General features: G+C 67.3%; 21 protein-coding genes and 1 pseudogene. 12 read left to right on the top strand and 10 right to left on the bottom strand.

The window, feature by feature from the left end; translation table 11 throughout:
* Positions 1 to 224: 224 nt before the first annotated feature.
* From ABZ664_RS18240 to ABZ664_RS18230, 3 genes are read left to right on the top strand one after another with little or no spacing between them, the layout of a single operon-like run.
* Positions 225 to 1,424, top strand: a complete 1,200-nt coding sequence (locus tag ABZ664_RS18240) for a DUF559 domain-containing protein (protein WP_362510518.1) — start codon at positions 225 to 227, stop codon at positions 1,422 to 1,424.
* On the top strand, positions 1,414 to 2,040 hold the full coding sequence (locus tag ABZ664_RS18235) for a hypothetical protein (protein WP_362510516.1): 627 nt from the start codon (positions 1,414 to 1,416) through the stop codon (positions 2,038 to 2,040). The genes ABZ664_RS18240 and ABZ664_RS18235 overlap by 11 nt, the downstream gene beginning before the upstream one ends.
* Positions 2,040 to 5,435, top strand: a complete 3,396-nt coding sequence (locus ABZ664_RS18230; RefSeq protein WP_362510513.1) for a DUF87 domain-containing protein — start codon at positions 2,040 to 2,042, stop codon at positions 5,433 to 5,435. The genes ABZ664_RS18235 and ABZ664_RS18230 overlap by 1 nt, the downstream gene beginning before the upstream one ends.
* On the opposite strand, the gene ABZ664_RS18225 is transcribed toward ABZ664_RS18230, so the two are convergent.
* Positions 5,395 to 6,102 (bottom strand): nucleoside/nucleotide kinase family protein, encoded by a 708-nt coding sequence (locus tag ABZ664_RS18225; protein ID WP_362510510.1) that lies wholly within the window; start codon positions 6,100 to 6,102, stop codon positions 5,395 to 5,397. The two genes, ABZ664_RS18230 and ABZ664_RS18225, sit on opposite strands and share 41 nt — an antisense overlap.
* 178 nt (positions 6,103 to 6,280) lie before the next feature.
* On the opposite strand from ABZ664_RS18225, the gene ABZ664_RS18220 reads away from it, so the two are divergent.
* Together ABZ664_RS18220 and ABZ664_RS18215 are read left to right on the top strand one after the other, a co-directional pair.
* On the top strand, positions 6,281 to 6,781 hold the full coding sequence (locus ABZ664_RS18220; RefSeq protein WP_362510507.1) for a SigE family RNA polymerase sigma factor: 501 nt from the start codon (positions 6,281 to 6,283) through the stop codon (positions 6,779 to 6,781).
* Positions 6,778 to 8,019, top strand: a complete 1,242-nt coding sequence (locus ABZ664_RS18215) for a hypothetical protein (protein ID WP_362510504.1) — start codon at positions 6,778 to 6,780, stop codon at positions 8,017 to 8,019. Before ABZ664_RS18220 ends, ABZ664_RS18215 begins: the two co-directional genes overlap by 4 nt.
* Positions 8,020 to 8,169: 150 nt before the next feature.
* Here ABZ664_RS18215 and ABZ664_RS18210 read toward each other — a convergent pair whose 3' ends face one another.
* Positions 8,170 to 8,793, bottom strand: coding sequence for a helix-turn-helix domain-containing protein (locus ABZ664_RS18210; protein ID WP_362510502.1), 624 nt, complete (start codon positions 8,791 to 8,793; stop codon positions 8,170 to 8,172).
* Between the two features lie 104 nt (positions 8,794 to 8,897).
* Between ABZ664_RS18210 and ABZ664_RS18205 the strand changes: the two genes are divergently transcribed.
* Complete coding sequence (locus tag ABZ664_RS18205) at positions 8,898 to 10,115, top strand: cytochrome P450 (RefSeq protein WP_362510499.1); 1,218 nt, start codon at positions 8,898 to 8,900, stop codon at positions 10,113 to 10,115.
* Between the two features lie 8 nt (positions 10,116 to 10,123).
* Positions 10,124 to 10,327 (top strand): ferredoxin, encoded by a 204-nt coding sequence (locus ABZ664_RS18200; protein ID WP_362510496.1) that lies wholly within the window; start codon positions 10,124 to 10,126, stop codon positions 10,325 to 10,327.
* 2 nt (positions 10,328 to 10,329) lie between these two features.
* On the opposite strand, the gene ABZ664_RS18195 is transcribed toward ABZ664_RS18200, so the two are convergent.
* Complete coding sequence (locus ABZ664_RS18195) at positions 10,330 to 11,307, bottom strand: SDR family oxidoreductase (protein WP_362510493.1); 978 nt, start codon at positions 11,305 to 11,307, stop codon at positions 10,330 to 10,332.
* Positions 11,308 to 11,503: 196 nt separating this feature from the next.
* On the opposite strand from ABZ664_RS18195, the gene ABZ664_RS18190 reads away from it, so the two are divergent.
* Positions 11,504 to 12,070 (top strand): TetR family transcriptional regulator, encoded by a 567-nt coding sequence (locus ABZ664_RS18190; protein ID WP_362510490.1) that lies wholly within the window; start codon positions 11,504 to 11,506, stop codon positions 12,068 to 12,070.
* 72 nt (positions 12,071 to 12,142) lie between these two features.
* Here ABZ664_RS18190 and ABZ664_RS18185 read toward each other — a convergent pair whose 3' ends face one another.
* Together ABZ664_RS18185 and ABZ664_RS18180 are read right to left on the bottom strand one after the other, a co-directional pair.
* Positions 12,143 to 14,521: an excinuclease ABC subunit UvrA gene (locus ABZ664_RS18185; RefSeq protein ID WP_362510487.1), complete on the bottom strand. Its 2,379-nt coding sequence runs from the start codon at positions 14,519 to 14,521 to the stop codon at positions 12,143 to 12,145.
* Between the two features lie 61 nt (positions 14,522 to 14,582).
* The gene (locus ABZ664_RS18180; protein WP_362510484.1) at positions 14,583 to 14,993 is read right to left on the bottom strand and encodes a VOC family protein; all 411 of its coding nucleotides are present in this window, start codon (positions 14,991 to 14,993) and stop codon (positions 14,583 to 14,585) included.
* Positions 14,994 to 15,205: 212 nt separating this feature from the next.
* On the opposite strand from ABZ664_RS18180, the gene ABZ664_RS18175 reads away from it, so the two are divergent.
* Positions 15,206 to 16,105 carry a TIGR03619 family F420-dependent LLM class oxidoreductase gene (locus ABZ664_RS18175; protein ID WP_362510481.1) on the top strand — a complete coding sequence of 300 codons (900 nt, stop codon included), beginning with the start codon at positions 15,206 to 15,208 and terminating at the stop codon, positions 16,103 to 16,105.
* A 212-nt stretch (positions 16,106 to 16,317) separates the two neighbouring features.
* Here the strand turns inward: ABZ664_RS18175 and ABZ664_RS18170 are convergent, their stop codons facing one another.
* Entirely contained in the window at positions 16,318 to 16,746 is a 429-nt protein-coding gene (locus tag ABZ664_RS18170) for a hypothetical protein (RefSeq protein ID WP_362510478.1), read from the bottom strand.
* The gene (locus ABZ664_RS18165; RefSeq protein ID WP_362510475.1) at positions 16,743 to 16,970 is read right to left on the bottom strand and encodes a hypothetical protein; all 228 of its coding nucleotides are present in this window, start codon (positions 16,968 to 16,970) and stop codon (positions 16,743 to 16,745) included. Before ABZ664_RS18165 ends, ABZ664_RS18170 begins: the two co-directional genes overlap by 4 nt.
* A gap of 721 nt (positions 16,971 to 17,691) precedes the next feature.
* Between ABZ664_RS18165 and ABZ664_RS18160 the strand changes: the two are divergent.
* Positions 17,692 to 17,889 (top strand): annotated as a pseudogene (locus tag ABZ664_RS18160) (winged helix-turn-helix domain-containing protein); the annotation flags it as partial.
* Positions 17,890 to 17,931: 42 nt separating this feature from the next.
* Positions 17,932 to 18,453 carry a UTRA domain-containing protein gene (locus ABZ664_RS18155; RefSeq protein WP_362510874.1) on the top strand — a complete coding sequence of 174 codons (522 nt, stop codon included), beginning with the start codon at positions 17,932 to 17,934 and terminating at the stop codon, positions 18,451 to 18,453.
* 208 nt (positions 18,454 to 18,661) lie between these two features.
* Here ABZ664_RS18155 and ABZ664_RS18150 read toward each other — a convergent pair whose 3' ends face one another.
* From ABZ664_RS18150 to ABZ664_RS18140, 3 genes are all read right to left on the bottom strand, one after another.
* Positions 18,662 to 19,279 (bottom strand): RloB family protein, encoded by a 618-nt coding sequence (locus ABZ664_RS18150; protein ID WP_362510472.1) that lies wholly within the window; start codon positions 19,277 to 19,279, stop codon positions 18,662 to 18,664.
* Complete coding sequence (locus ABZ664_RS18145; protein ID WP_362510469.1) at positions 19,279 to 20,568, bottom strand: ATP-binding protein; 1,290 nt, start codon at positions 20,566 to 20,568, stop codon at positions 19,279 to 19,281. The genes ABZ664_RS18150 and ABZ664_RS18145 overlap by 1 nt, the downstream gene beginning before the upstream one ends.
* A gap of 379 nt (positions 20,569 to 20,947) precedes the next feature.
* Positions 20,948 to 21,550: a TetR/AcrR family transcriptional regulator gene (locus ABZ664_RS18140; RefSeq protein WP_362510466.1), complete on the bottom strand. Its 603-nt coding sequence runs from the start codon at positions 21,548 to 21,550 to the stop codon at positions 20,948 to 20,950.
* Between the two features lie 118 nt (positions 21,551 to 21,668).
* On the opposite strand from ABZ664_RS18140, the gene ABZ664_RS18135 reads away from it, so the two are divergent.
* A complete protein-coding gene (locus tag ABZ664_RS18135) occupies positions 21,669 to 22,688 on the top strand; it encodes an aldo/keto reductase (protein WP_362510463.1) in 1,020 nt (339 codons plus the stop codon).
* The last annotated feature ends 6 nt before the right edge of the window (positions 22,689 to 22,694 follow it).

The raw sequence follows: 22,694 nt of genomic DNA, 5'->3' as shown, positions 1-22,694 counted from the left end.
CGAACCACGCCGACCATCAAGATTCACACCGAGTCGCATTCGGATCATCCCACTTTGTCCACCACTTGGAATCACACCTTCCACAACCAGGGGATAAATCATCTCAAATACGAAATTTCGGGCATTGAAAACGGATGAATTTTATCGCTTCTCGCAAAACACCTGCATCACCCAGCACTGGCGTATAGCCTCGCGAAGTCTCAACACGCAGAAAAGGAAGTGGCGTGGCAGGATCATGGGCGGAGCTGCCGACGGGACGCGTCGTGCGCGTTCACGGCGCGGACACCGACGCCATCGCCCTTTCGATCGACCCGCTTCCCGACGACGCGCCGGCGATTGTCACCTACCACGCGGGTGACACGCGATCCGCGGGGGAAACGGTCTCCTCGGTACTGCGTGAGCTGGAAAAAGCCGCCGTCGGCCTTTTCCCCGCCTGGCTGCCCGGCGCCGAGGGCATCGGCGGCCCCGGTGGCGCGGGCGGGCGTGCCGTACGCGTGCTCGCCCTACAGGCCGCGTCCGCGACCGAGCACTTCGGCCCCTTCCTCGCCGACCTCGCCGAGCGGGCGCTTCACGAGGTCGAACCTCCCACGCCACAAGGGGCGTCCCGGGAGGCACTCCGAGCGTCGCGGGAGGCGGCGACTCGGGAGGCACTCCGAGGGGCGTCGCGGGCCGCTCGGGAAGCGCTACGAGGGGCCTCTCGCGAGGCGAGAGCGCGGCGCCCCTCCAGATTCACGGCCGAGATGCGAGCCGCCGGCCTCGGGCGAGTGATCGCCGCCAGCTTCGGCCGGTCCCGCGCGGCCGTCCTCGTACACGTGCCCGCAGACCTCTCTCTCTCGGCAGAGGAGGCGCTCGTCGCGGGATGCGAATGGCTCGCCCACCACGGTGACCTGGGAGTCTGGCTGATCGGCGCCCCCCTGGCCACCGTGGACCGGATCGCCGTGACGACCCTGCGACTGCCGACCGAGGTGACGGACCTCCTCCGCGGCCTACCGGAACCGGCGGATCCCCAGCCCGAGGCCCGTACGGCGCACACGGTCACCTACCCGGCGTTGGCGGGAAGGCCGCACCCGGCGAGCGTCGCCGAGCGGACGCTGGAGACCGCGCTCGCCACGTGCGACTGGGCGACGGGACGCGCGTGGAACCAGACCCACCGGCCGCACCCGCTCGTCAACCCCATCCGGGTGGACCTGCTCTGGCGGGACGAGCGGTGCGTGATCGAGATCGACGGCCCCGAGCACCACTCCCCGCGCGCATACGCGGCGGACAGGCAACGGGACGTACGGCTCCAACTCGACGGCTACGCCGTGCTGCGCTTCACCAACGCGCAGGTCATCACCGATACGAAAACCGTGCTTCACCAGATAAGGCGATTTCTCCGGGACCGTCGCCCCGGAGCGTTGGAAGGATTAGAACATGCCCGATAAAGCACTTTCACTGCCGGAAATCGCCGCACTGCTGGTGTTGATGATCGAGGCGAGAGAGATCTCCAATCCGGAGCTCAAGGAGCTTCACGGCCTGACGTTCACCAAACAAGCGCGCGAGAAGTTGAACGACCTGAAGCTCGTGGAGAGCCGGAAGGGAAAGCGCGGCGCATTCTTCCACACGCTGACCGACGCCGGATGGGCCTGCCTGAACACCGAACTCCGCGCCGGGATCGTCGTCCCGAAGGGCTCAAGCTTGGAGAGGGCCGCGCTCCGCGCCGCCCTGCACATCCTGCAGGGCTTCATGAAGCTGACCGACCACAATCTCGCCGACGTCGTCGGGGGAAACTCGGCGGCTCCGGACGTCGAGCAACGCATTCGTGCCGCATACCGCGAACTGGCCGCCAAGCCGGACGCCTGGGTGAGCCTCACGAAGCTCCGCCCGCTCTTGGGCGAGGTACCGAGGGCGACGGTCGACGAGACCCTCATCCAGATGAACCGTATGAAGGACGTCAACATCGCCCCTGATGACGACCAGAAGATGCTTTCCAAAGAGGACAGGGACGCGGCGGTGACCATCGGCGAGCAGGAGAAGCACCTCCTCTGGATCGAGGCGTGATGAGGGACGAGGAGCGCAAGGCTCTGACGGAGCTCAAGCTCAGGCTGAACTCGGTGCTGACCATCGACGACGTGTGGAACACCTCGCCGTTCCACGTGAAGGGCCTGCACCGCCACACCGGCCAGCTCCTGCTCGACGGGCTGGGCGAGGCCGGGGAGAGCCGGGGCCCGAGCCCGATCGGCGTGGTCGTCCAGGGCCAGCGGGGCACGGGTAAGACGCACCTGCTGGGCTGGGCGCGCGCCCGGGTCCTGAAGGAGGGCGGATACTTCTTCCTGGTGAGCCTGCTGGACGCCAGGAGCTTCTGGGAGAGCGTCGTGGTGTCGATGCTCGACAGCCTCTCCCGCAAGGTCAGGGAGGATGACGGGGCGAGCCAGCTCGGTGTCTTTCTGGAGCGCCTGTCGGAACTGGTCGAGGTCCCCCGGATGGTGCGGCGCGCGGTGACCGGGAACACGACGCTGACGAGGGAGGCCCTCGACGCCTTCGTCGAGGCGCTGCACCGCTTCGACGGACAGCTGTGCCGGGACACCCAGAACACCGTACGGGCGCTCGTCCTGCTCGCCTCCGGCGGCCTCGCCACACAGGACATCGGAACCTCCTACCTCTCCTCCATTCCCGAGGAAGAGCCGGGCGAGCGCGCCCCGTGGGGCATCCGGCGGGGTGAGAAGACACCGCAGGAGATCGTGCGGGACATCTCGCGGCTCATGGCGCTCACCGGCCCCACCGTGATCGCGGTCGACCAGATCGACATGCTCATCGCGCAGTCATCGCTCATCGACGTCAACGACTCGGAACAGGACTGGCGCCAAGCCCTCGTCATCGAGCAGGTGGCGGGTGGTCTGATGGCACTGCGGGAGGTCACTCGCAGGACACTCACGGTCGTCTCCTGCCTCCCGAAGACCTGGATCCTCATCGAGAGGCTCGCGACCGGCACCGTTCAGGATCGGTTCAGGAAGACGGTCCAGCTCATGACCATTCCCAACGCCAAGGTGGGCTGCGAGCTGGTCGAGCGGCGGTTCGCCCCGCCGTTCCGAGGGGTCGACTTCACGCTGCCCTATCCGACGTGGCCGGTGCGGCCGTCCGCGTTCGAGGACGCACCCGACTTCACCCCACGGCAGTTGCTGAAGGTCGTCGACCGGCACCTCCACTCCTGCCTGGTCGACGGCGAGATCAGGGAGCTGGAGAGCCTCAACTCCCGCCCCGCCCCGGATCCGACCTCCCTCCCCGACCCCCCTGTCTCCCCTCAGGAGTTCGCGGCACTGGACGCCCGCTTCGCCGTACTGCGGGACAGGGCGGACATGACCTCGGCGACCAGTCCCTCGACCGAGGACATGACGATGCCCGCGCTGCTCTCGGCCGGACTCAGCGCCTGGATCGCCGAACAGGGCGACGCGGGACGCCTGTTCAGCCAGGACCCCCCGCCGAGTTCGAAGCCTCCCCTGCACGCGCGTCTGCGGCGCAGCCTGGACGAGACCACCGAGGACGAGGCGCACTGGTGCTTCCGTGCGATCGCCACCAAGCACGCCAACGCCGCGCTGGTCCGCCTGCGCAACGCCTCGGTGGCGGCGGGCTTGGACGCCGGGGTTCCGAAGCGGAAACTGTTCGTACTGCGGAACGCGGAGTGGGCGAAGGGGCCGCGCACCCGGGAGGTTCTCGCGGAGTTCGAGCGGGCGGGCGGCAGGGTGCTCCGCGTGGACGACGAGGACCTCAGGATCCTCACGGCGCTCCGTGACCTGTTCGTCGAGGACCCCGCGAACCTGCAGGCCTGGCTCGTCTCACGGAAGCCCAGCGGTGACGTCAAGCTGTTCAGCGAGGCGCTGGGTGACGGGTGGACCGTTCCCGGCGAGCCTTCGGGCCCCGAGCCGCCCTCTCCCGTCGCCTCCGACGAGCCGTCCGGCCGGGCCACTCTCGAAGATGCCGAGGTGGCGGGGCACGCCACCGTACTCGCCGAGCCCGGAAACACCGCCGCCGGAGGGCACCCCGGCCGGGTCGCTTCCTCGCCGCTTTCCTCCCCCGCGGCGAGACCCGCTGTGAGGCCCGACGCGGAATCCGACGCGAGCCCTCACACGAGACCCGCGAACCACACGGCCCCTCGTACGGGAACCGGCACGGAATCCAACGCGAGCCCTCGTACGAGACCCGACGCGAACCGCGCGCCTTCCGTCACCCTCGGCAGGGCGACGGCCGACGGCGCCCCCCTTGAGCTCGACCTGGAATCGCTCAGGAAACACACCGCGATCTTCGCCGGGTCCGGGTCGGGGAAGACCGTGCTCATTCGCGGCCTGATCGAGAGGTGCGCGCTTCAGGGCGTGTCGGCCATCGTGCTCGATCCCAACAACGACCTGGCACGTCTGGGAGACCCCTGGCCGTACCCGCCGACACACTGGGACGCCGATGCCCCCGCGAAGGCCGAGAGGTATCTCGCCGACACCGATGTCGTGATCTGGACGCCGCGTCGCAGCGCGGGACGTCCCCTCAGCTTCCAGCCCCTGCCCGACTTCGCGAGCGTCGTCGACAATCCCGACGAGTTCACCGAGGCCGTGGAGGTGGCCGTCGCGTCCATCGTGCCGCGAGTCAAACTGGACGCGAGAACGACCAAGGCCCAGCTCGGGCAGGCGGTGCTCAGGGAGACGCTCAGACACTACGGAAGGCAGGGGGCGAGCAGCCTCAGAGGGCTCATCGCGATGCTGTCGGCACTGCCGGACGGGGTGAGCGAGCTCGACAACGCGGAGAGGATCGCGGCCGAGCTGGCCCAGAACCTGACCGCGGCCATGGTGAACGACCCGATGTTCGGCGGTGAGGGTACGCCGGTGGATGCCGGGCTCCTGCTCACCCCTCCCCCGGGAAAGAGGGCACGCGTCTCGGTGATCAGCCTTGTCGGGCTGCAGTCGGACCACCAGCGGCAGAGCTTCGTGAACCAACTGCAGATGGCCCTGTTCGCCTGGATCAAGAAGAACCCGGCCGGTGACCGGCCGCTGGGCGGGCTGTTCGTGATGGACGAGGCCCAGACGTTCGCGCCGTCAGGCGTGATGACGCCCTGCACGCACAGCACGCTCGCGCTCGCCTCCCAGGCCCGCAAGTACGGGCTCGGTCTCGTGTTCGCGACCCAGGCACCCAAGGGACTGCACAACCGGATTCCCGGTAACGCCGCGACCCAGTTCTTCGGCCTGCTGAACAGCCCGATCCAGATCTCCGCCGCGAGGGAGATGGCCCAGGCCAAGGGGAGCGACGTCACCGACATCTCGCGGCTGCGGACGGGTCAGTTCTACGCGGCCTCCGAGGGCGCGGCGTTCGTGAAGGTGCAGGTCCCCATGTGCCTGAGCCACCATCCGAAAGATCCGCTCAGCACCGAGGAGGTCATCGCGAGGGCGGGGAGGCCGGTGGCGGACTTCCGCTGACCTCGCCGATCGAGCGCAGGACGGCGTCGGGGACGACGAGGTCGGCGCGGAAGCGGGTGGTGGCGATGAGGTCGGCGTTGCGCTGGTCGGTGCCCAGCGCCCAGGCCGCGGCGGCCTCGGGATCCTTGCCGAAGCGCTCGTGCCGGGCGACGAGGCGGCGTACGCGCTCGTCCGGGTCGAGGTCGCAGTACCAGACCTCGTGGAGCCACGATCGCACGCGTGCCCAGTCGCCCCGGTCCAGCAGCAGGTAGTTCCCCTCGGTGACGACGAGCCTGGCGGCCCGAGGGACCGGGATGCTTCCCGCGATCGGCTGCTCCAGGTCACGCTCGAACGCGGGCGCGTAGACCATGTCGTCCTCGTCCTCGCGCAGGCGGCGCAGGAGCGCCGCGTATCCGGCGGCGTCGAAGGTGTCGGGCGCGCCCTTGCGCTCCCGGCGCCCGAGCCGGTCGAGCTCGACGTCGGCGAGGTGGAAGCCGTCCATCGGCACGTACGCCACCCACTCCCGCTCCGGCAGTCCCTCCGGAGGCACCGAGCGCAGCAGGCCGACCAGGTGCTCGGCGAGGGTGGTCTTGCCCGCCCCCGGGCTCCCGGTGACGCCGAGCAGCGCCCGCCGCCCCTCCCGTACGAGGGAGCGCGCCCTGTCCACCAGATCGTCGAGGGAGCTCATCGGGTCAGGCCCACACGGAGCGGGTCGTCCTCGGCCGAAACCGTCGAAGTGCTCGTCACGTGAACGAACGTAGCCGAGCCGCCCGCCGGCATCCAGCGCGGCCCGTACGTCCCGACGGCGCTGCAACAATTCCGGTCCCTGCGCCGTCTAGGCCGTAACGACGCAGAAAGGACGACAGTTGGACGACGAACCCGGCTTTGACGACTTCGTGGTCGAACGAGGCGAGGCGCTGCTCCGCTACGCGTATGTCCTGACCGGCAACCCCCACGACGCCGCCGACCTCACGCAGGAGGCGCTGACCCGATTACGCGCCGCCTGGCCGAGGGTGCGGCACAAGACCGACGCGCTCAGCTACGCCCGGACGACGATGGCGCGGCTGCACATCAGCATCTGGCGTCGACGCAGGCGCGAGCACCTCACCGGGGAGCCGCCCGAGCAGACCTGGAAGGCGGTCTTCCCGTCCGACGAGGATCAGGGGCTCTGGCGAGAGTTGGCCGCGCTGCCCCGCAGACAGCGCGCCGTGCTGGTGCTCCGCTACTACGAGCAGCTGACCGACGCCGAGATCGCCGAGGTGCTCCGCATCTCCCAGGGGACCGTGCGCAGCCAGGTCTCCCGGGGCCTGGACAAGCTGCGATCCGCCATCTCCACCTCACCGAAGGCCTACGGGGGCACGCGATGACCGAGATCGAAGACAAGTTGAGCCGCGTCCTGTCCGTAGCGGCGGAGCAGGTGCCCGAGCAGGCGCGGATCAGACTGTCCGCGGCGGTCGGGGAACGCCGTCGGCCTCGGCGAGCACCCGCCGCACTGCTCGCGGCGGCGGCCGTGATCGTGGTGGTCGGTGGGGCGGGTACGGCGGTGCGAACCCTGGGCACCTCGGCCGCACCCCAGCCCGCGGTGAACGCCACAGGCACGCAGAAATCCACGCCACCGCCGGCCCCGGTGCCGAAGGAGAAGCTGCCACCGCCCATCGAGCGGGTATGGCCGCAGGCCCTGCACAAGATCCCGGCCAGGCTGCCCGACGGCCGCGTCTACTATCCGCAGTTGCTTCTCGACGATCGGACGCTGCTTGTCAGGTCGGGAGCGAGCGGCGGGAAGAAGCAGTTCCTGTGGAGCTATGACCTGGAGAGCGGAAGGCCTCGACGGATCGCCGAGATCCCAACCCGGAATTCGATGACCTTCGTCGACGACGTCACAGCGAGTGGCGGGAACATCGCCTGGTGGACATGGTACAAGGAGCCGGGCAGGCAGCGGGTCGTCCAAATTTGGACGGTGCCCGTCGGCGGCGGCACCCCTCGGAAGGTGACCGATCTCCCGCCGAAGAAGGTCCGGGCGATGGAGGTTGTGGGCCGGGACGTGGTCTTCTCCAACGAGAGCGGAGTGTACCGGGTGCCACTGCGCGGCGGCGAGCCGCGGGCGGTGCCGAGGACCGCGGGACAGCACCTCCTGCGGTGGCCCTGGGTGGGCCGCGACATCCCTCGGGATACCGCCACGTGGAACGACTCGGCCATGCTGACGCGATTCGGCGAGCTGTTCAATGTCGAGACGGGGGAGCGGCGGGGCGCCGTGGTCAAGCCCCACGAGAACTTCGTCAGCTGCGGCATCAACCGGTGTTACGGCCAGAGCCTGCCTGTGGGGTCCGAACCACGCAAATTCGTTCGCGACCGCGATGGTTCCCGGGAGCGGACGTTGCCCTTTGATGTCCAGATAGACGATCCCGGTTTGGAGCGGTTCTACAAGAGGATGCCCATTGACGGCGGTGTTTTCCTCTACGACCTGGCCACCGGCACCTCCGCCGACCTGGGCGTACGACGGAACAAGCAGAAAACGACGACCGTCCCCGACGGCGGCTTCGACCGGCTGATGGCCTATCGGGTCGGCGAGGAGATGTACGTCGTGGACCTGGCGGCCATCAGGTAGCGGAGGGGCCGGGGCTTATGCCCGCCCCGGCGCCTTCGGGGAACACTCCTCACCGCGAGAACAGCCGGCCTCTCCCCCTGAAGCAACCCGGGGAAGACCGGCCGGTCCGAGGTGTACGGATCATCGTCTGGGCCGAAGACGGAGGCGTGGTCAGAGCGGCGGCGCGGAGGCGGCGCGGAGGGCGGAGAGGACGAGTTCGCTCGCCTCGCGGCCGGCCTTCAGCATCTCCTCCGCCGAGGCACCGTTGCTCATGCTGACGATGGCGGCAAGCTTGCCCCCGCCGATCACCGCGCCGACGACCGCCGACGCCTCGACGAGGCTCAGTTCCTCCGGGCATGCCCGGTGCAGGGCCTCGGCGAGCTCCCGCTGGCTCTCGAAGAGAAGCAGCAGGCCGCGTGCCCGCAGCGAGGGGACGGTCATGACGAGGTGGTTGATCGGGCCTATCTCGCCCTGGAGCCGCTCGTCGAGGGTGATCGCGGAGAAGCCGGAGTCGACGGCGCGGGTGAGGAGGTCGATCGCCCGGTCTCCAGGACGGGGCTCCGCGACCACCCGCAGCACGCGCTCGACTCCGTCGCGCGAGTTGCAGAAGATCACGTCCTCCTTGCTCGCGAAGTAGCTGAAGAAGGTGCGCGTCGAGACGTCGGCGGCCGCGGCGATCTCCGAGACGGTGGTCTGCTCGTAGCCCTTGTCCATGAAGAGCTCCAGCGCGGCGGCGATGAGCGCGTGCCGGGTGCGCAGTTTCTTGCGTTCGCGCAAACCCAGAACCTCACACATGCGGGCAGTTTAGTACATCAGACCATACTTTGCACCTGTTGAAATTTTGCACTTGATGTAGTTTTCTGGATGGGACGAAGCACGTCACCGCAAAGGAGCGTGAGATGGCACAGTCCCAACCGGAAGCCCAGGCCCACCAGGAAGCCGTCACCTTCCCCTTCGGACGTCCCAGCCCCTTCGAACCGCCCGAGCGCCTGACCTCGTTACGCGAGGAGGGGCCCATCACCCCGATGGTCTACCCGGACGGCGCGACGGGCTGGCTCGTGACCGGCTACTCCGCCGTACGGTCGATCCTGGCCGACCCCCGCTTCAGCTCCCGGCGCGAGCTGCTGCACGTCCCCGTGCCCTTCCCGCTGATGCAGGAGATGCGCCGGCCGGCCGACCCCGGCATGTTCATCCGGATGGACCCACCCGACCACACCCGCTACCGCAAGCCGCTCACCGCGCAGTTCACGGTGCGGCGGATGAAGCAGCTGGAGCCGAGGATCCGCGAGATCACCGAGGAGCGGCTCGACGCGATGGAGAAGGCCGGGCCTCCCCAGGACCTGGTGAAGGAGTTCGCGCTGCCCATCCCCTCCCTGGTGATCTGCGAGCTGCTCGGCGTCCCGTACGCCGACCGCGACGAGTTCCAGCGGTCCACCGCGGTGCTGCTGAACCTGGAGTCCTCCGTCGAGGACATCCGCGCGACGATCGTAGGCTTCAGCGCGTTCTTCGCCCGGCTCATCGAGGCCAAGCGGGCCGACCCCACCGACGACCTGCTCAGCGGGCTGATCGCGGGCGGCGAGCTGACCGACGAGGAGCTGGGCAACGTCGGGTTCCTGCTGCTCGTCGCCGGACACGAGACGACGGCGAACATGCTCGGCCTGGGCACGTTCGCCCTGCTCCAGCACCCCGACCAGCTCGCCGCGCTGCGCGCCGACCCCTCGCTGATCGACAACACGGTCGAGGAGCTGCTGCGCTATCTCGGGATCATCCACGTCGGCCCGCTCCGCGCGGCCCTGGAGGACGTCGAGATCGAGGGGCGGCTCATCAAGGCGGGAGACCCGGTGACCCTCTCACTCGTGGCCGCCAACCGCGACCCCGCGCGCTTCTCCGACCCCGAGCACCTGGACATCACCAACTCCGCGACCGGGCACCTCACGTTCGGCCACGGGCTGCACCAGTGTCTCGGCCAGCAGCTCGCCCGCGTGGAGATGCGCACCGCGTTCCCGATGCTGTTCGACCGCTTCCCCGGGCTGCGCCTCGCCGTACCCGCGGAGGAGGTCCCCATGCGCGAGAAGATGTCCATCTACGGTGTACGGGAGCTGCCGGTCAGATGGTAGGAGACGGAATGAAGGTCACCACGGACGTGGCGCGGTGTATCGGAGCGGGCATGTGCGTGCTCACCGCGCCCGAGGTCTTCGACCAGAGTGAGGACGAGGGCACCGTCGTGCTTCTCGACGAGACGCCCGCGCCCGAGCTGCACGCGGCCGTCCGCCGGGCCGTGCAGCTGTGCCCCTCGGGCGCGATCTCGGTGAGCGATCCGGAGGGCTGAGGCTAAGCGGACCGGTCGGCCCTGAACGGGAGGGCTGAGGTTCCCCCGGGCCGGTCGGTCCTGAAGTAGTGGCCCTTCTCCAGGTCCTCTATCAGGCCCGGCTGGGTCGGCTGCCATCCCAGCAGTTCGCGGGTGACTTCGCCGGAGGCGGGGTTGTCGGTGGCGAGGAACCACGACAGCCAGCCGAAGTGCCCGGCCGCGTCGTCGACGGAGACGGAGCGGGTCGGCAGGTCGAGGTGGCGGCCGATGACCTCTGCGATCGAGCGGAGCGGCACGCCCTGTTCGGCGACCGCGTGCAGGACCGATCCGGGCGGCGCGCCCTCCAGGGCGAGCCGGAACAGGTGCGCGGCGTCGACGCGGTGCGTGGCCGGCCAGTGCTGGAAGCCGTCGCCGATGTAGCCGGAGAAACCCTTGTCACGGGCTATGCCGACCAGGGCAGCCACGAACCCGTAGTCGCCCTCGCCGTGCACGGTCGGCGGAAGTCGTACGACGGACGAGCGGATGTTCCGGTCGGCGAGGGCGAGGGTGAGGTGTGCGGTGCCCATCCGGGTCCGCGGGCCGCTGGCCAGGTCCGCGGGCAACGCCTCGGAGGTGAGTCCGTCCTCTTCCGTGCTCATACGGCCCGGGGTGAGCCCGACCACCCCGGAGGCGAGCAGGAACGGCCTGGCGGAACCGGCGAGTGCCTCCCCGAACGTCTCTACGACGCGGCGGTCCGCGTCGGCGGCGGTCTGGAAGTCTCCCCTGAAGGCGATCTCGTGCTTGAACGCGAGGTGGACCACCCCGTCCGAGGCGGCGGCCGCGTCGCGCAGGACGTCGAGGTCGTCGAGCGTGCCGCGGACCACCTCGGCCCCGGCGCTGGTGAGGGCTGCGGCCGAGGCGTCCGAACGGCCGAGCCCCACGACCTGGTGACCCGCGTCGATGAGTTCGGGGACGAGTGCGGAGCCGATCCATCCGGATGCTCCGGTGACGAAAACGCGCATGAGTCATGCCTCCCGCTCGGGTCGGTCGCCCTCGCGCGGAGAAGCGCGTCGGGCGACCGAGTAATGTCAGTCACTGCCATCACACCGTAGCAACCGATGTCAGTCGCTGTCATCACATGGTGGCAAACAATGTCAGTGACTGTCATCACGCGGCGCCGACCGATGTCAGCCACTGCCATCGGGTACACTGCCCGACATGGGGAGATGGGAGCCGAACGCACGATCTCGGCTCGAACAGGCGGCGCTGGATCTCTACCTTGAGCGCGGCTTCGAACGGACCTCGGTCGCGGAGATCGCCCAGCGGGCGGGGCTGACCGAGCGGACGTTCTTTCGCCACTACGCGGACAAGCGCGAAGTGCTGTTCTCGTGTCCGAGCCTGCTGCAGCAGCTTTTCACGGACGCGGCCACCCAGGCCCCCGAGTCCGCCACCCCGATAGAAGCCGTGGCGGCGGCCATCGAAGCCACCGCGGCCGTGCTACAGGAACGTCGGGAGTACACCCTCCGCCGCCAGACCGTCATCGCCGCCAGCGCCGAGCTGCAGGAACGCGAGCTGATCAAACTCGCCTCACTGTCGACCACACTCGCCGACGCGCTGCGGCAACGCGGAGTCGAGGACGCCTGCGCGAACCTCGCCGCGGAGGCGGGCATCGCCGTCTTCAAGATCGCGACTCGCCTCTGGGTCGAGCAGTCCGGCCAAGGAGATCTCTCCCAGTTCGTCAAGGAGTCGTTCGAAGGACTCAGAGCGGTGACCGCGGGCACCTGACCCGCGAGATCCGACCGGCTCGGATTCCCGGCGCTCGACGTTCCCCTTGGTCAGGTGCCCGCGTTCTCCCGCTCAGGTGCCGACGTAGGCCGCGAGGTGTTCGCCGGTGAGGGTGGAGCGGGTGGCGACGAGGTCGGCGGGGGTGCCCTCGAAGACGATCCGGCCGCCGTCGTGACCGGCACCCGGACCGAGGTCGATGATCCAGTCGGCGTGCGCCATCACCGCCTGGTGGTGCTCGATGACGATGACCGACTTGCCGGAGTCGACGAGCCGGTCCAGCAGGCCGAGCAGCTGCTCGACGTCGGCGAGGTGCAGGCCGGTGGTCGGCTCGTCGAGGACGTAGACGCCGCCCTTCTCCGCCATGTGGGTGGCGAGCTTGAGCCGCTGCCGCTCGCCGCCGGACAGCGTGGTGAGCGGCTGGCCGAGGCTGAGGTAGCCGAGCCCGACGTCGGCGAGCCTACCGAGGATCGCGTGCGCGGCCGGGGTGCGCGCCTCGCCCGCGCCGAAGAACTCCTCGGCCTCGATCACCGACATCGCGAGCACCTCGCTGATGTCGCGACCGCCGAAGCGGTATTCCAGCACCGACGCCTGGAACCGCTTCCCCTCGCACTCCTCGCAGACGGTGGCGACACCCGCCATCATCGCCAGGTCGGTGTAGATGACGCCCGCGCCGTTGCAGCCGGGGCAGGCGCCCTCGGAGTTCGCACTGAACAGCGCCGGCTTCACGCCGTTCGCCTTCGCGAACGCCTTGCGGATCGGTTCGAGCAGTCCGGTGTACGTCGCCGGGTTGCTGCGCCGCGAGCCCTTGATCGCGCTCTGGTCGACCGAGACCACCCCCGCGCGGGCGGGGATCGACCCGTGGATGAGCGAGCTCTTGCCGGACCCCGCGACGCCGGTGACGACGACGAGCACCCCGAGCGGGATGTCCACGTCGACGTTCTGCAGGTTGTGACGGTCGGCGCCGCGGATCTCCAGCGTGCCCTTGGGCGTCCGCACCGTCTCCTTGAGCGTGGATCGGTCGTCGAAGTGGCGGCCGGTGATGGTGCCGCCGGTCCGCAGCCCCTCGACGGTGCCCTCGAAGCAGACGGTGCCTCCCTCCGTACCGGCTCCGGGGCCGAGGTCGACGACGTGGTCGGCGATCACGATCGTCTCCGGCTTGTGCTCCACGACGAGGACCGTGTTGCCCTTGTCCCGAAGCCGCAGCAGCAGGTTGTTCATCCGCTGGATGTCGTGGGGGTGCAGGCCGATGGTGGGCTCGTCGAAGACGTAGGTGACGTCGGTGAGCGAGGAGCCGAGGTGACGGATCATCTTGACGCGCTGGGCCTCACCGCCCGACAGCGTGCCCGCGGGCCGGTCGAGCGAGAGGTAGCCCAGCCCGATCTCCACGAACGAGTCGAGGGTGTGCGCCAGCGTGCCGAGCAGCGGAGCCACCGAGGGCTCGTCCAGGCCGCGCACCCATCCGGCCAGGTCGCTGATCTGCATCGCGCACGCGTCGGCGATGCTGACCCCGCCGATGCGTGAGGACCTCGCCGCCTCGCTGAGCCGGGTGCCGTCGCACTCGGGGCAGGTGGTGAAGGTGACCGCCCGGTCCACGAACGCCCGGACGTGCGGCTGCATCCCCTCCCGGTCCTTGGACAGGAACGACTTCTGGATCTTCGGGATCAGTCCCTCGTAGGTGAGGTTGACGCCGTCGACCTTCACCTTGACCGGCTCCCCGTAGAGGAAGTCGTGGAGTTCCTTCTTGGTGTAGTCGCGGATCGGCTTGTCCGGGTCGACGAACCCCGACTCGGCGTAGACCCGTACGGTCCAGAAGCTGTCCGACTTCCAGCCGGGGATGGTGAACGCGCCCTCGGCGAGCGACTTGGAGTCGTCGTAGAGCTGGGTGAGGTCGATGTCGGAGACCGCGCCCCGGCCCTCGCAGCGCACGCACATGCCGCCGATACGGGTGAAGGTCGCCTTCTCGGTCTTACGGGCACCGCGCTCGACCGTGATCGCACCGCTCGCCCGGACCGTGGCGATGTTGAAGGAGAACGCCTGGGGCGAGCCGATGTGCGGCTGCCCGAGCCGGCTGAAGAGGATGCGCAGCATCGCGTTCGCGTCGGTGGCGGTGCCGACCGTGGAGCGGGGGTCGGCGCCCATCCGCTGCTGGTCCACGATGATCGCGGTCGTCAGCCCTTCGAGGACGTCGACCTCGGGCCGCGCCTGCGTCGGCATGAAGCCCTGCACGAAGGCGCTGTAGGTCTCGTTGATCATCCGCTGCGACTCGGCGGCGATCGTACCGAAGACCAGAGAGCTCTTGCCCGAGCCGGAGACACCGGTGAACACCGTGAGCCGTCGCTTCGGGATCTCGACGCTCACGTCCTTGAGGTTGTTCACCCGCGCGCCGAGCACGCGGATCAGATCGTGGCTGTCGGCGGCGTGCGGCTCGGACGACCTCTCGGTCATACTCATCGGCTCTCCAACTGTCTGCGGGGGCGGCTGTGCGAGTTCTTGGCTGCGCCCCCCGGGGGGATCAGCGCAGCTCCTGGATGCGGATCAGGTTGCCCGCGGGGTCGCGGACGGCGCAGTCTCGAACGCCGTACGGCTGCTCGGTCGGCTCCTGACTGATCTCGGCGCCGCCTGCACGCAACCGTTCGAAAATACTATCGAGATCGTCGGTGGAGAGAACAATACCGGCGTAGGTGCCCTTCGCCATCATCTCGACGATGGTGCGACGCTCGTCGTCGGTGATGCCGGGGTCGGCGACCGGCGGTTGCAGGACGATGGAGGTGCCCGGCTGTCCGGGGGGACCGACCGTGATCCAGCGCATCCCGGCGTATCCGGCGTCGTTGCGGACCTCGAAGCCGAGGGTGTCGCGGTAGAAGGCCAGGGAGGCGTCCGGGTCGTCGTGCGGGAGGAAACTCGCGTGAATGGTGATGCCCATGGCCTTCACGCTAGGTGCGGCTCGGGGGTGTGCGCTTCTCCGATCCTGACCGGTCGGGTCACCTGTCCGGCCAGGCAGGACGGTATCCCCGCCGTCGCCCGGCCGAATCCGCACGGAGATTTCGGCATCCCTCCCGGGGAGAGCGCAAAAATCTCATGCCCGCTCCGACTACTCATCGAAAGGACACACCTCAACGATCATCGGAGAACGAGATGAACCATCCGCGTATCGGCGTCAGCCTGCCGCACTTCGGGCCGTACGCGGGCCCGGACGCCGTCGTCGCCGTGGCACGGGCGACCGAGCGGCTCGGGTTCCACGCCGTGTCCGTCAGCGAACGGCTGCTCATGCCCGCCGCACCGGACTGGACCAACGACGCCGGTCTGCCCGAGTCCCATGTCTGGGACTCACTGGAGATCCTGACCTGGGCCGCGGCCCACACGGAGCGGATCCGGGTGAGCACCGGAATCGTCAACTCGATCTTCCAGTCGCCCGTCATCCTCGCCCGCAGGCTGGCCACCCTCGACCGGCTGTCCGGTGGCCGCCTGGACGCCGGTATCGGCCAGGGGGGCGGCACGATGGAACCGCCGTACTACATTCCCGAGGAGTTCGTCGCGGCGGGAGTGCCGGCCTCGCGCAGAGGTGCCGGGTTCGTCGAGCACGTCGCCGCGATGCGGGCCTGCTGGGGGCCGGATCCCGTCTCGCATCACGGCCGCCACTACCAGATCCCGTCGTCCCTGGTCGGGCCGAAACCGTTCGGGGACACCATCCCGCTCTTCATCGGCGCGCTGACCCGGCACACCATCGAACGGGCGGCGCGCATCGGTGACGGCTTCATCGTCGTGGCCCTGGACTGGGAGGAGACCCGGACCAAGATCCAGTGGTACCGGGACGCGGGCGGCACCGGCACGGTCGTGGTGAACACGATCCAGGCCTACCCCGACACCCCGATCACCCCCGCCACGTTCACGGACGCCACGCTGAACGACCTCGAACGCGCCGCGAAAGCCGACGCGGACGAGATGCACCTCACCCTCAACCTCAAGCCCGTCTCCCCGGACGATCAGATCGAACTGCTGGAGGCCCTCGCCGGCAAGCTCGGCCTGTCCGCCTGACGAGGTGCCGGTGAACGCTTCGTCCCGCGTCCGCCGGACCGTCTCCTGGGGGTGCCCTCGCCGGGGCAGGGCACCACTCTTGGAAAGCGGCGTCCCCAGGTCGATCGTCCGGTCGAGGCCGGGCCACCCCTCGGAGCGCTGTTCTTGCCGGGGAACGACCGGCAGCGGTGCCCTCGCCACCCCTGACAAGGGCACCGCCACGGCGACCGGGATCATGACTCCCGGTCGCCCCCGGCCCCGCGAGCGATCCCGGAGGGTTCGCACCACCGCTCGCGCTCACGGGAGTCATCGGCACGACGATCACGAGACCGCCTCCGCGCCCGTTCAGGAGACGTACCAGAGCCCTCCACCACGGACCGGACGGCCAGAGCCATCACGATCCCGTACATCTGGGCTTCGAGATCGTCGGCGGTGGAACCCTGGAGGATCACCGGGCCGGGCACCGGCCAGGCCGCGATCGCGTAGAACAGCCGCGAGTGCGCGCCGTAGAAGACCGTCCAGTCCTTCCACTCACGATCCAGCCGCTCCGCCTCACCACGGGCACGGTGATCCCACGTACGCCGGGGAACAAGGGCGGGGGCCATACCGTCGCGGCCGTCACGGTGCCGCCCTCCGGTGGACGCGGACCTGCGCCGGATCACGAGACCGCCTGCCCGCTCACCCGCCGAGCGGCACTCTCCTGCCGCTCGACCTCCTCCCGCAACCCGTCGAGAGTATCGGCGTCGACCGTACGCGCCGCCCCGGCATCGAACTCCGCATCGGTGAACGGAACAACACGAGACGCCCACAACCGCCCCTTGTCACTGAGAATGACCCGCCAACCGGAAATCACCGGCTCAGGAGTCGTTGACTTACCATCGTCCATGGATCGGACCTCCATCCGATCAAGGACCCGCCCGGACGTCGCGAGCGCCGGGCGGGTCCGGCTTGTATGGGCAGGAGGGGTCTGACATGCGCCGCCGTACGGCGGCCTGGGTGGAACGTTCTTCGGGCGAGAACGCCGGGTGACCGGATGTCCTCTACCGGCCGGGCATCGGGTGTCTCTACGCCGAGGCGGCATGGCTGCGGGACCTGTCCCCCGAGATCGATGCACTTGCCGGGGAAGCGGTGTGCGCGCGGTGGGTGCGACCGCGTCGGTCTTGGACCGGCCGGGGCCACGCTGCACGGGCACCAGAGGAATCACCTCGGCAGGGGCCTCGTCGGCGGCCGACTTGGAGACCGGCATAGGAAGACCGAGGCGACGGGCTTCCAGGCGCACCGCCATCAGCTCACCGGACGGCTGCGCGTATTCGTGATCAGCGGGTTGACCGGGACAACCGTGCGCGTACGGCGCGTGCCCGCAGACGGCACACCCCATCGGCAACGGTGCGACCTCGGCGAAACAGCCGCATCCACTCGGCGTGGCCCGGTCAAGAACCAGAGCGCTGGAAACGTTCACTGGCCGAGAGAACCTTCCTGGTCATGAGGGACAACAGCGGGCATGAGCACTCAAAGGCGACGCTGTATACTGGTTAATCGAGTTCGTATACGAACTTGCCCGACCGTGTACGCTCCTGTCAAGCCAAACTGAAATTCAGGAGGTAGACGTGACCGAAAGGCCACATGCCTATCTCCGTATTGCCGATCACCTGCGAGAACTGATCGTGTCGGGAGTGCTCGCCCCGGGAGCGAAACTGCCGACGCAACGGCTCCTTGCCGAGGAGCACGGGGTTTCCGACATCCTCATCAGGCGGGCGCTGGAGATCCTTCGCAACGAGGGCTTGGTCGAATCGCGCCAGGGCTCCGGAACGTACGTCCGGGAGCGTCTGCCCGTACGTCGCATCTGCATGGACCGCTACCTGATCGATGCGGGGCCGCAGGACAGTCCGCAGACGAGTTTCACACATGATGTCGGGATCACCTGGTCGCAGTACCGTCTCGACAAGGCTTACCGGATGATTCGAGCCGACGAGCGCCTGGCCGGCCTGTTCGGAGTCTCGACCGGAATCCGGGTCCTTGAACGCCGGTTCGTCTTCTACGCCTCGGGCAACCCGAGCCAGATGGCGCGCTCGTGCCTGTTGGCCGCTGACGTGGAGGGCACGCCGGTCGCCAACCCGAGCAATGAGCCGTGGCCGGGCGGCAACATCGGTCAGCTGCGGACTCTCGGGATCGAGGTCGACAAGATCACCGAAGAGACCGCGACGCGTATGCCGACACCGGAAGAGACCGAGCTGCTCAGGATCGCGGCTGGAGTGCCGGTCTTCTCGATCACTCGGCTGATGTACTCAAAGAAGCGTGTCGTGGAGGTCGCGGATCCGATCGTCATCCCCGGCGACCGGGCCGTGCGGGTGGATCACATCGTGCTGTGAGAGGCAGCCCGCTTAGGGGTCCCAACAGGAAGGTAAGGCATCGCCAGCAGCCAATCGCGAGGGTCATGAAGACCTCGTGAATATCATCGCGCGCCTCCCTCTCAACGGATACGTAGTCGGCGAAACCAGCGCAGCGGGCGATCGTCTGCTCGCCCTCCATCGGTCCAGCCCAGTCAACTGGTCCGTTAGTTACAGAAGCACCTCGGCGCTATTCGCCTTCAAGACTCCGTAAAAATTTATACATCCCCGAAGATGGATTGTCATGTGGAAAAGATGTGCCATTTTGCACATGCCGTGCATCGAGGCGCTTGGCGTGCTCGGCCGCCTTCTTTCTTAGAGGCATATAGACTTCGGGGTTGATCCTCTTTCCTGATCGGCCGTCCAGCGAACGGGATCGACTGTCTGCGGAATTCGTGTCCATAAATGCACTGCAGTTGCTGTAGTGCAAGATCAGCCACAGCTCGAAACACGGGTTTGATATCGCAAGGTTTATCCCGTTCGACCTCGCTAGATCTATTGCCTGCGGCAGGTTCGGGTGATTTTTGGGCCACTCCACATCAAAAAGGCACCAACATTCATCGATTTCGGGATCGCTCTTGTACGCCATGGCCTTCTTGACCAAGGTGAGAGGCACGCCCTGTTCGGGATGGATCTCTATGCTCAGCGCTGTGTTTTCGGCTATGTGCGGAAGCCTCTTCAGGCCGTTTATGTAATCGGGTTCAGAGTTCTGCCCTTCACAAAAAACCATTATCGTGCGGAGCTCGGGCCGCTTTTCAGCGGTCCTCCTCAGTGACTTCCCGCCCCTTTGGCGCCTACTCGAAATCATCAGCCGATTAATCCAAGAGCGCGCAACAGGGCAGTCTGGTCCACTTGAGGTAGAGCGCCGAACCTGCCGTGGAGATAAGCATTCTCAAGGTTCTGCGATTTGCGCACACGCTCTCCGGAAAAATCGGCCAATGCGCCGAGGCGGGTGGAGCCGTCGGCTTGCTTTTCGGTCAGCCAGACTTCGTCTCGATTGAGGTGATTCAGAAGACTGGTGTCGTGAGACGTAAAGATCAATTGAGCACCGCGTGGATTGGTCACCGGACTACGGAAGATCCTTAGCAATTCCGCTGACAAGGTTGGGTGCAGGCTCGTGTCCAGCTCGTCGAACAGGACGACCGAACCCTGCCGTAGGGCAGTCAGAACTGGGCCGATCAGAGCGAACCACGTTCTCGTGCCCTCTGACTCGACATCTAAATCAAACGGGACGCTCTCCTCTGAGGTCTTATGTAGAAGTCGCACCCTGCGTTGAGTACGCACCTCCGAGTCGGAATAGATGACCTCTCGGCGATCGATGACCACGTCTTCGATGCCAAGGTCGGCCAGACGCAACAGCGCCAATGCTTGTTGGCGAACTCCAATAAATCTCCCGCCAAGTTCGTTGTCATCGAAAAGGGTCAGTTGGTTGCCCTCCTCTTCGAACCAGCGAATTGTTGAGCGATGGCTTGAGTTTCGATACGCTCCCGCCGGGAGGCGCGACTTGCTACGCCTGGGCATGTGACCAAGGTTCTGTATGCCTAGAAGCTCTCGCGTGAATTCCGACACCAGCGGTTCATCAAAACGTCGCGCGATCGAAAGTGCCAGAGTCCTGTGCGTGATAAGTTCGCGAGTGCCGGATAGGCCGCCAAGCCCTCTTTGCAGCTTCAGCTCCAACTCTTCTCGCTCAAATATTCTCCTGCGCTTTTTCTCTGGATAGTGAAACAAGCCTTCATGGATCACATGTTCGCGGTCCAACTCAAGTACATACTCAAAACGAACGCCATCGATTATGACTTCGACGCTGAACTCACTCGCAAGTGTACGACCATCACCAAAGGCGAATGGCTCAACCGGTATTTCGTCCTCCCAAAAACGAAAAGAAAAACTGACCGCATCGCACAACCAGGAGAGCGCTGCTACGACGTTTGACTTTCCAGAGGCATTTGGTCCATATATCGCCGCAATTGGTAGAAGGCTCTCTCCGAGCAGCGGTACGGGGCGCGCTTCTTCGCGATCTCGATCGATTGCGACCATCGAAAGATTGACTGGCCCTCGGATGGAGCGATGGTTCGTGGCTCCGAATCTGATCAACACGATCTCACCCTACATGCACTCCAACTGCTGACACAGGGCCTACGCCGTAAGTTTAAGACGAAATCAGTCCTCTGTCTGCAGCACTCCTGCATGCACGTGCCTGCGTTGATACGCCCCGCGATGATCGCCACGCCGAGATCGAGGTCGGCACACGACTGGGGCATCGTTGCCGCACTGCTTTCAGTCCTCGGGGTTTACATGCCATCGAATAACAAGAACGGCTGAATACAGCAAAACCGCTCTGAACGATCAAAAGCACCAGACCGCATCTGCCGCTTAGAACTCCTGACAGAATGCGGCCGGCAGTTGAGGCCGCCCCCTTCTACATCACCCTCAAGCCGGACAAACGGCGACCAAGTTTCTTACAACCCCCGTCCGGTCAGTGCGACGAGTCGGAGGAAACACGCCGGTGCGGGGTGCGCAGTCCGTCGATGAGCAGCGCGACCATCCGTCGGCTGTGGTCGTGGCCTTCGCCGGGTACGGGCATGCACAGATTGGCGACGGCGTACAGGAGGTCCCGGGCACCGACGTCGTCGCGCACTGATCCGTCGGCCACGGCGGCATCGAGCAGTGCCGTGAGAACGGGACCTGTCTTGTCGATGAAGTAGCCGGAGAGGGTCTCGTAGGCCGGATCGCCGGAGTGGAGGGCGGGGGCCAGTCCTCGTTTGGTCCCCAGGAGCTCGGCGTACCGGCGCAGCCACCGGGCGAGCGCTTCCGCGGGCTCGTGGGCGGCGCTGAGCTCGGGTCCTGCCGCGGCGACGGCGTCGATCCCGCTTTCCACGACCGCCTTGACCAGGTCCGAGCGCAGCGGGAAGTGCCGGTAGAGAGTTCCGACGCCGAGTCCGGCCAGGTCGGTGATCTCTTTCGCGGGTGCGTCGACACCGGTCGTGTCGAAGACCGTCTTCGCCGCCTCGATCAGGGCGTCGACGTTGCGCTGCGCGTCCGCGCGCATGCGGCGGGACGGCCCTGTCTTCTCGGTCATGAGATCCCTCCGGTTGCGTAACCGGAAAACCTTTCCGTATAGTTCCGGAAAGCTTTTCCGCTTAGATGGAGCGTAGAGCACCCCGCGGACGCTCCACCACACCCCGAGGAGAAACCCCATGCAGTACCGTCCCCTGGGCCGCACCGGCATCAAGGTCAGTCCCTACGCGCTGGGCACCCTCATGTACGCCACGCGCATGGGCAACGAGCCCGAGGAGTCGGCACGCATCATTCACAAGGCTCTGGACGCCGGCATCAACTTCATCGACACCGCCGACGCCTACGGCGACTCGGAGGAAGTGGTGGGCAGGGCCCTCAAAGGACGCCGTGACAGCGTCGTCCTCGCGACCAAGTTCGGCAATCCGATGGGCGAGGACCCCAACCACCGGGGCACCTCCCGGCGCTGGATCACGACCGCCGTCGAGAACTCGCTGCGACGGCTGCGGACGGACTACATCGACGTCTACCAGATCCACCGCCTCGACCCCACGACCGATGTCGAGGAGACCCTCTCCGCGCTCACCGACCTGATCCGCAGCGGCAAGATCCGCGCGATCGGCTCCTCCACCACCCCGGCCTCCGACATCGTCGAGGCGCAGTGGGTCGCCGAGCGCCGGAACCTGGAGCGATTCCGGACCGAGCAGCCGCCCTACTCCCTGCTCAACCGCGGCATCGAGCGCGAGGTCCTGCCCGTCGCGCAGAGCTACGGCATGGGCGTCATGGTCTGGGGTCCGCTCGGTCAGGGCATGCTCACCGGCCGCGTGCGCAAGAACGGGGAGAACGACCTGAGCCGCGCGGGCTTCTTCAGGCACCTCAACGACGAGCGCCGCATCGACGTCGTCGAACGACTCATCCCTGTCGCCGAGGAGGCGGGCATGCCCCTGACCCACCTCGCCATGGCATTCACCATCGCCCACCCGGGTGTCACCAGCGCCCTCGTCGGCCCCCGCACGATGGCCCACCTTGACGACCTCCTCGCCGGCATCGACGTCCGGCTCGGCGACGACATCCTGGATCGGATCGACGAGATCGTCCCGCCCGGCACCGATGTCGGCGCCCTCGACCAGGACTACCTGCCGCCCGCCCTGCAGACCGCGGCCCTGCGCCGCCGCCCCGTCGGCGAACGCGCGGCAGCCTGATATCCC

It is taken from the genome of Streptosporangium sp. NPDC006930, from assembly GCF_040635605.1.
Lineage (GTDB): Bacteria > Actinomycetota > Actinomycetes > Streptosporangiales > Streptosporangiaceae > Streptosporangium.
The sequence above is the reverse complement of the archived record's forward strand: the minus strand, read 5'-3'. Positions and strand labels throughout refer to the sequence as shown.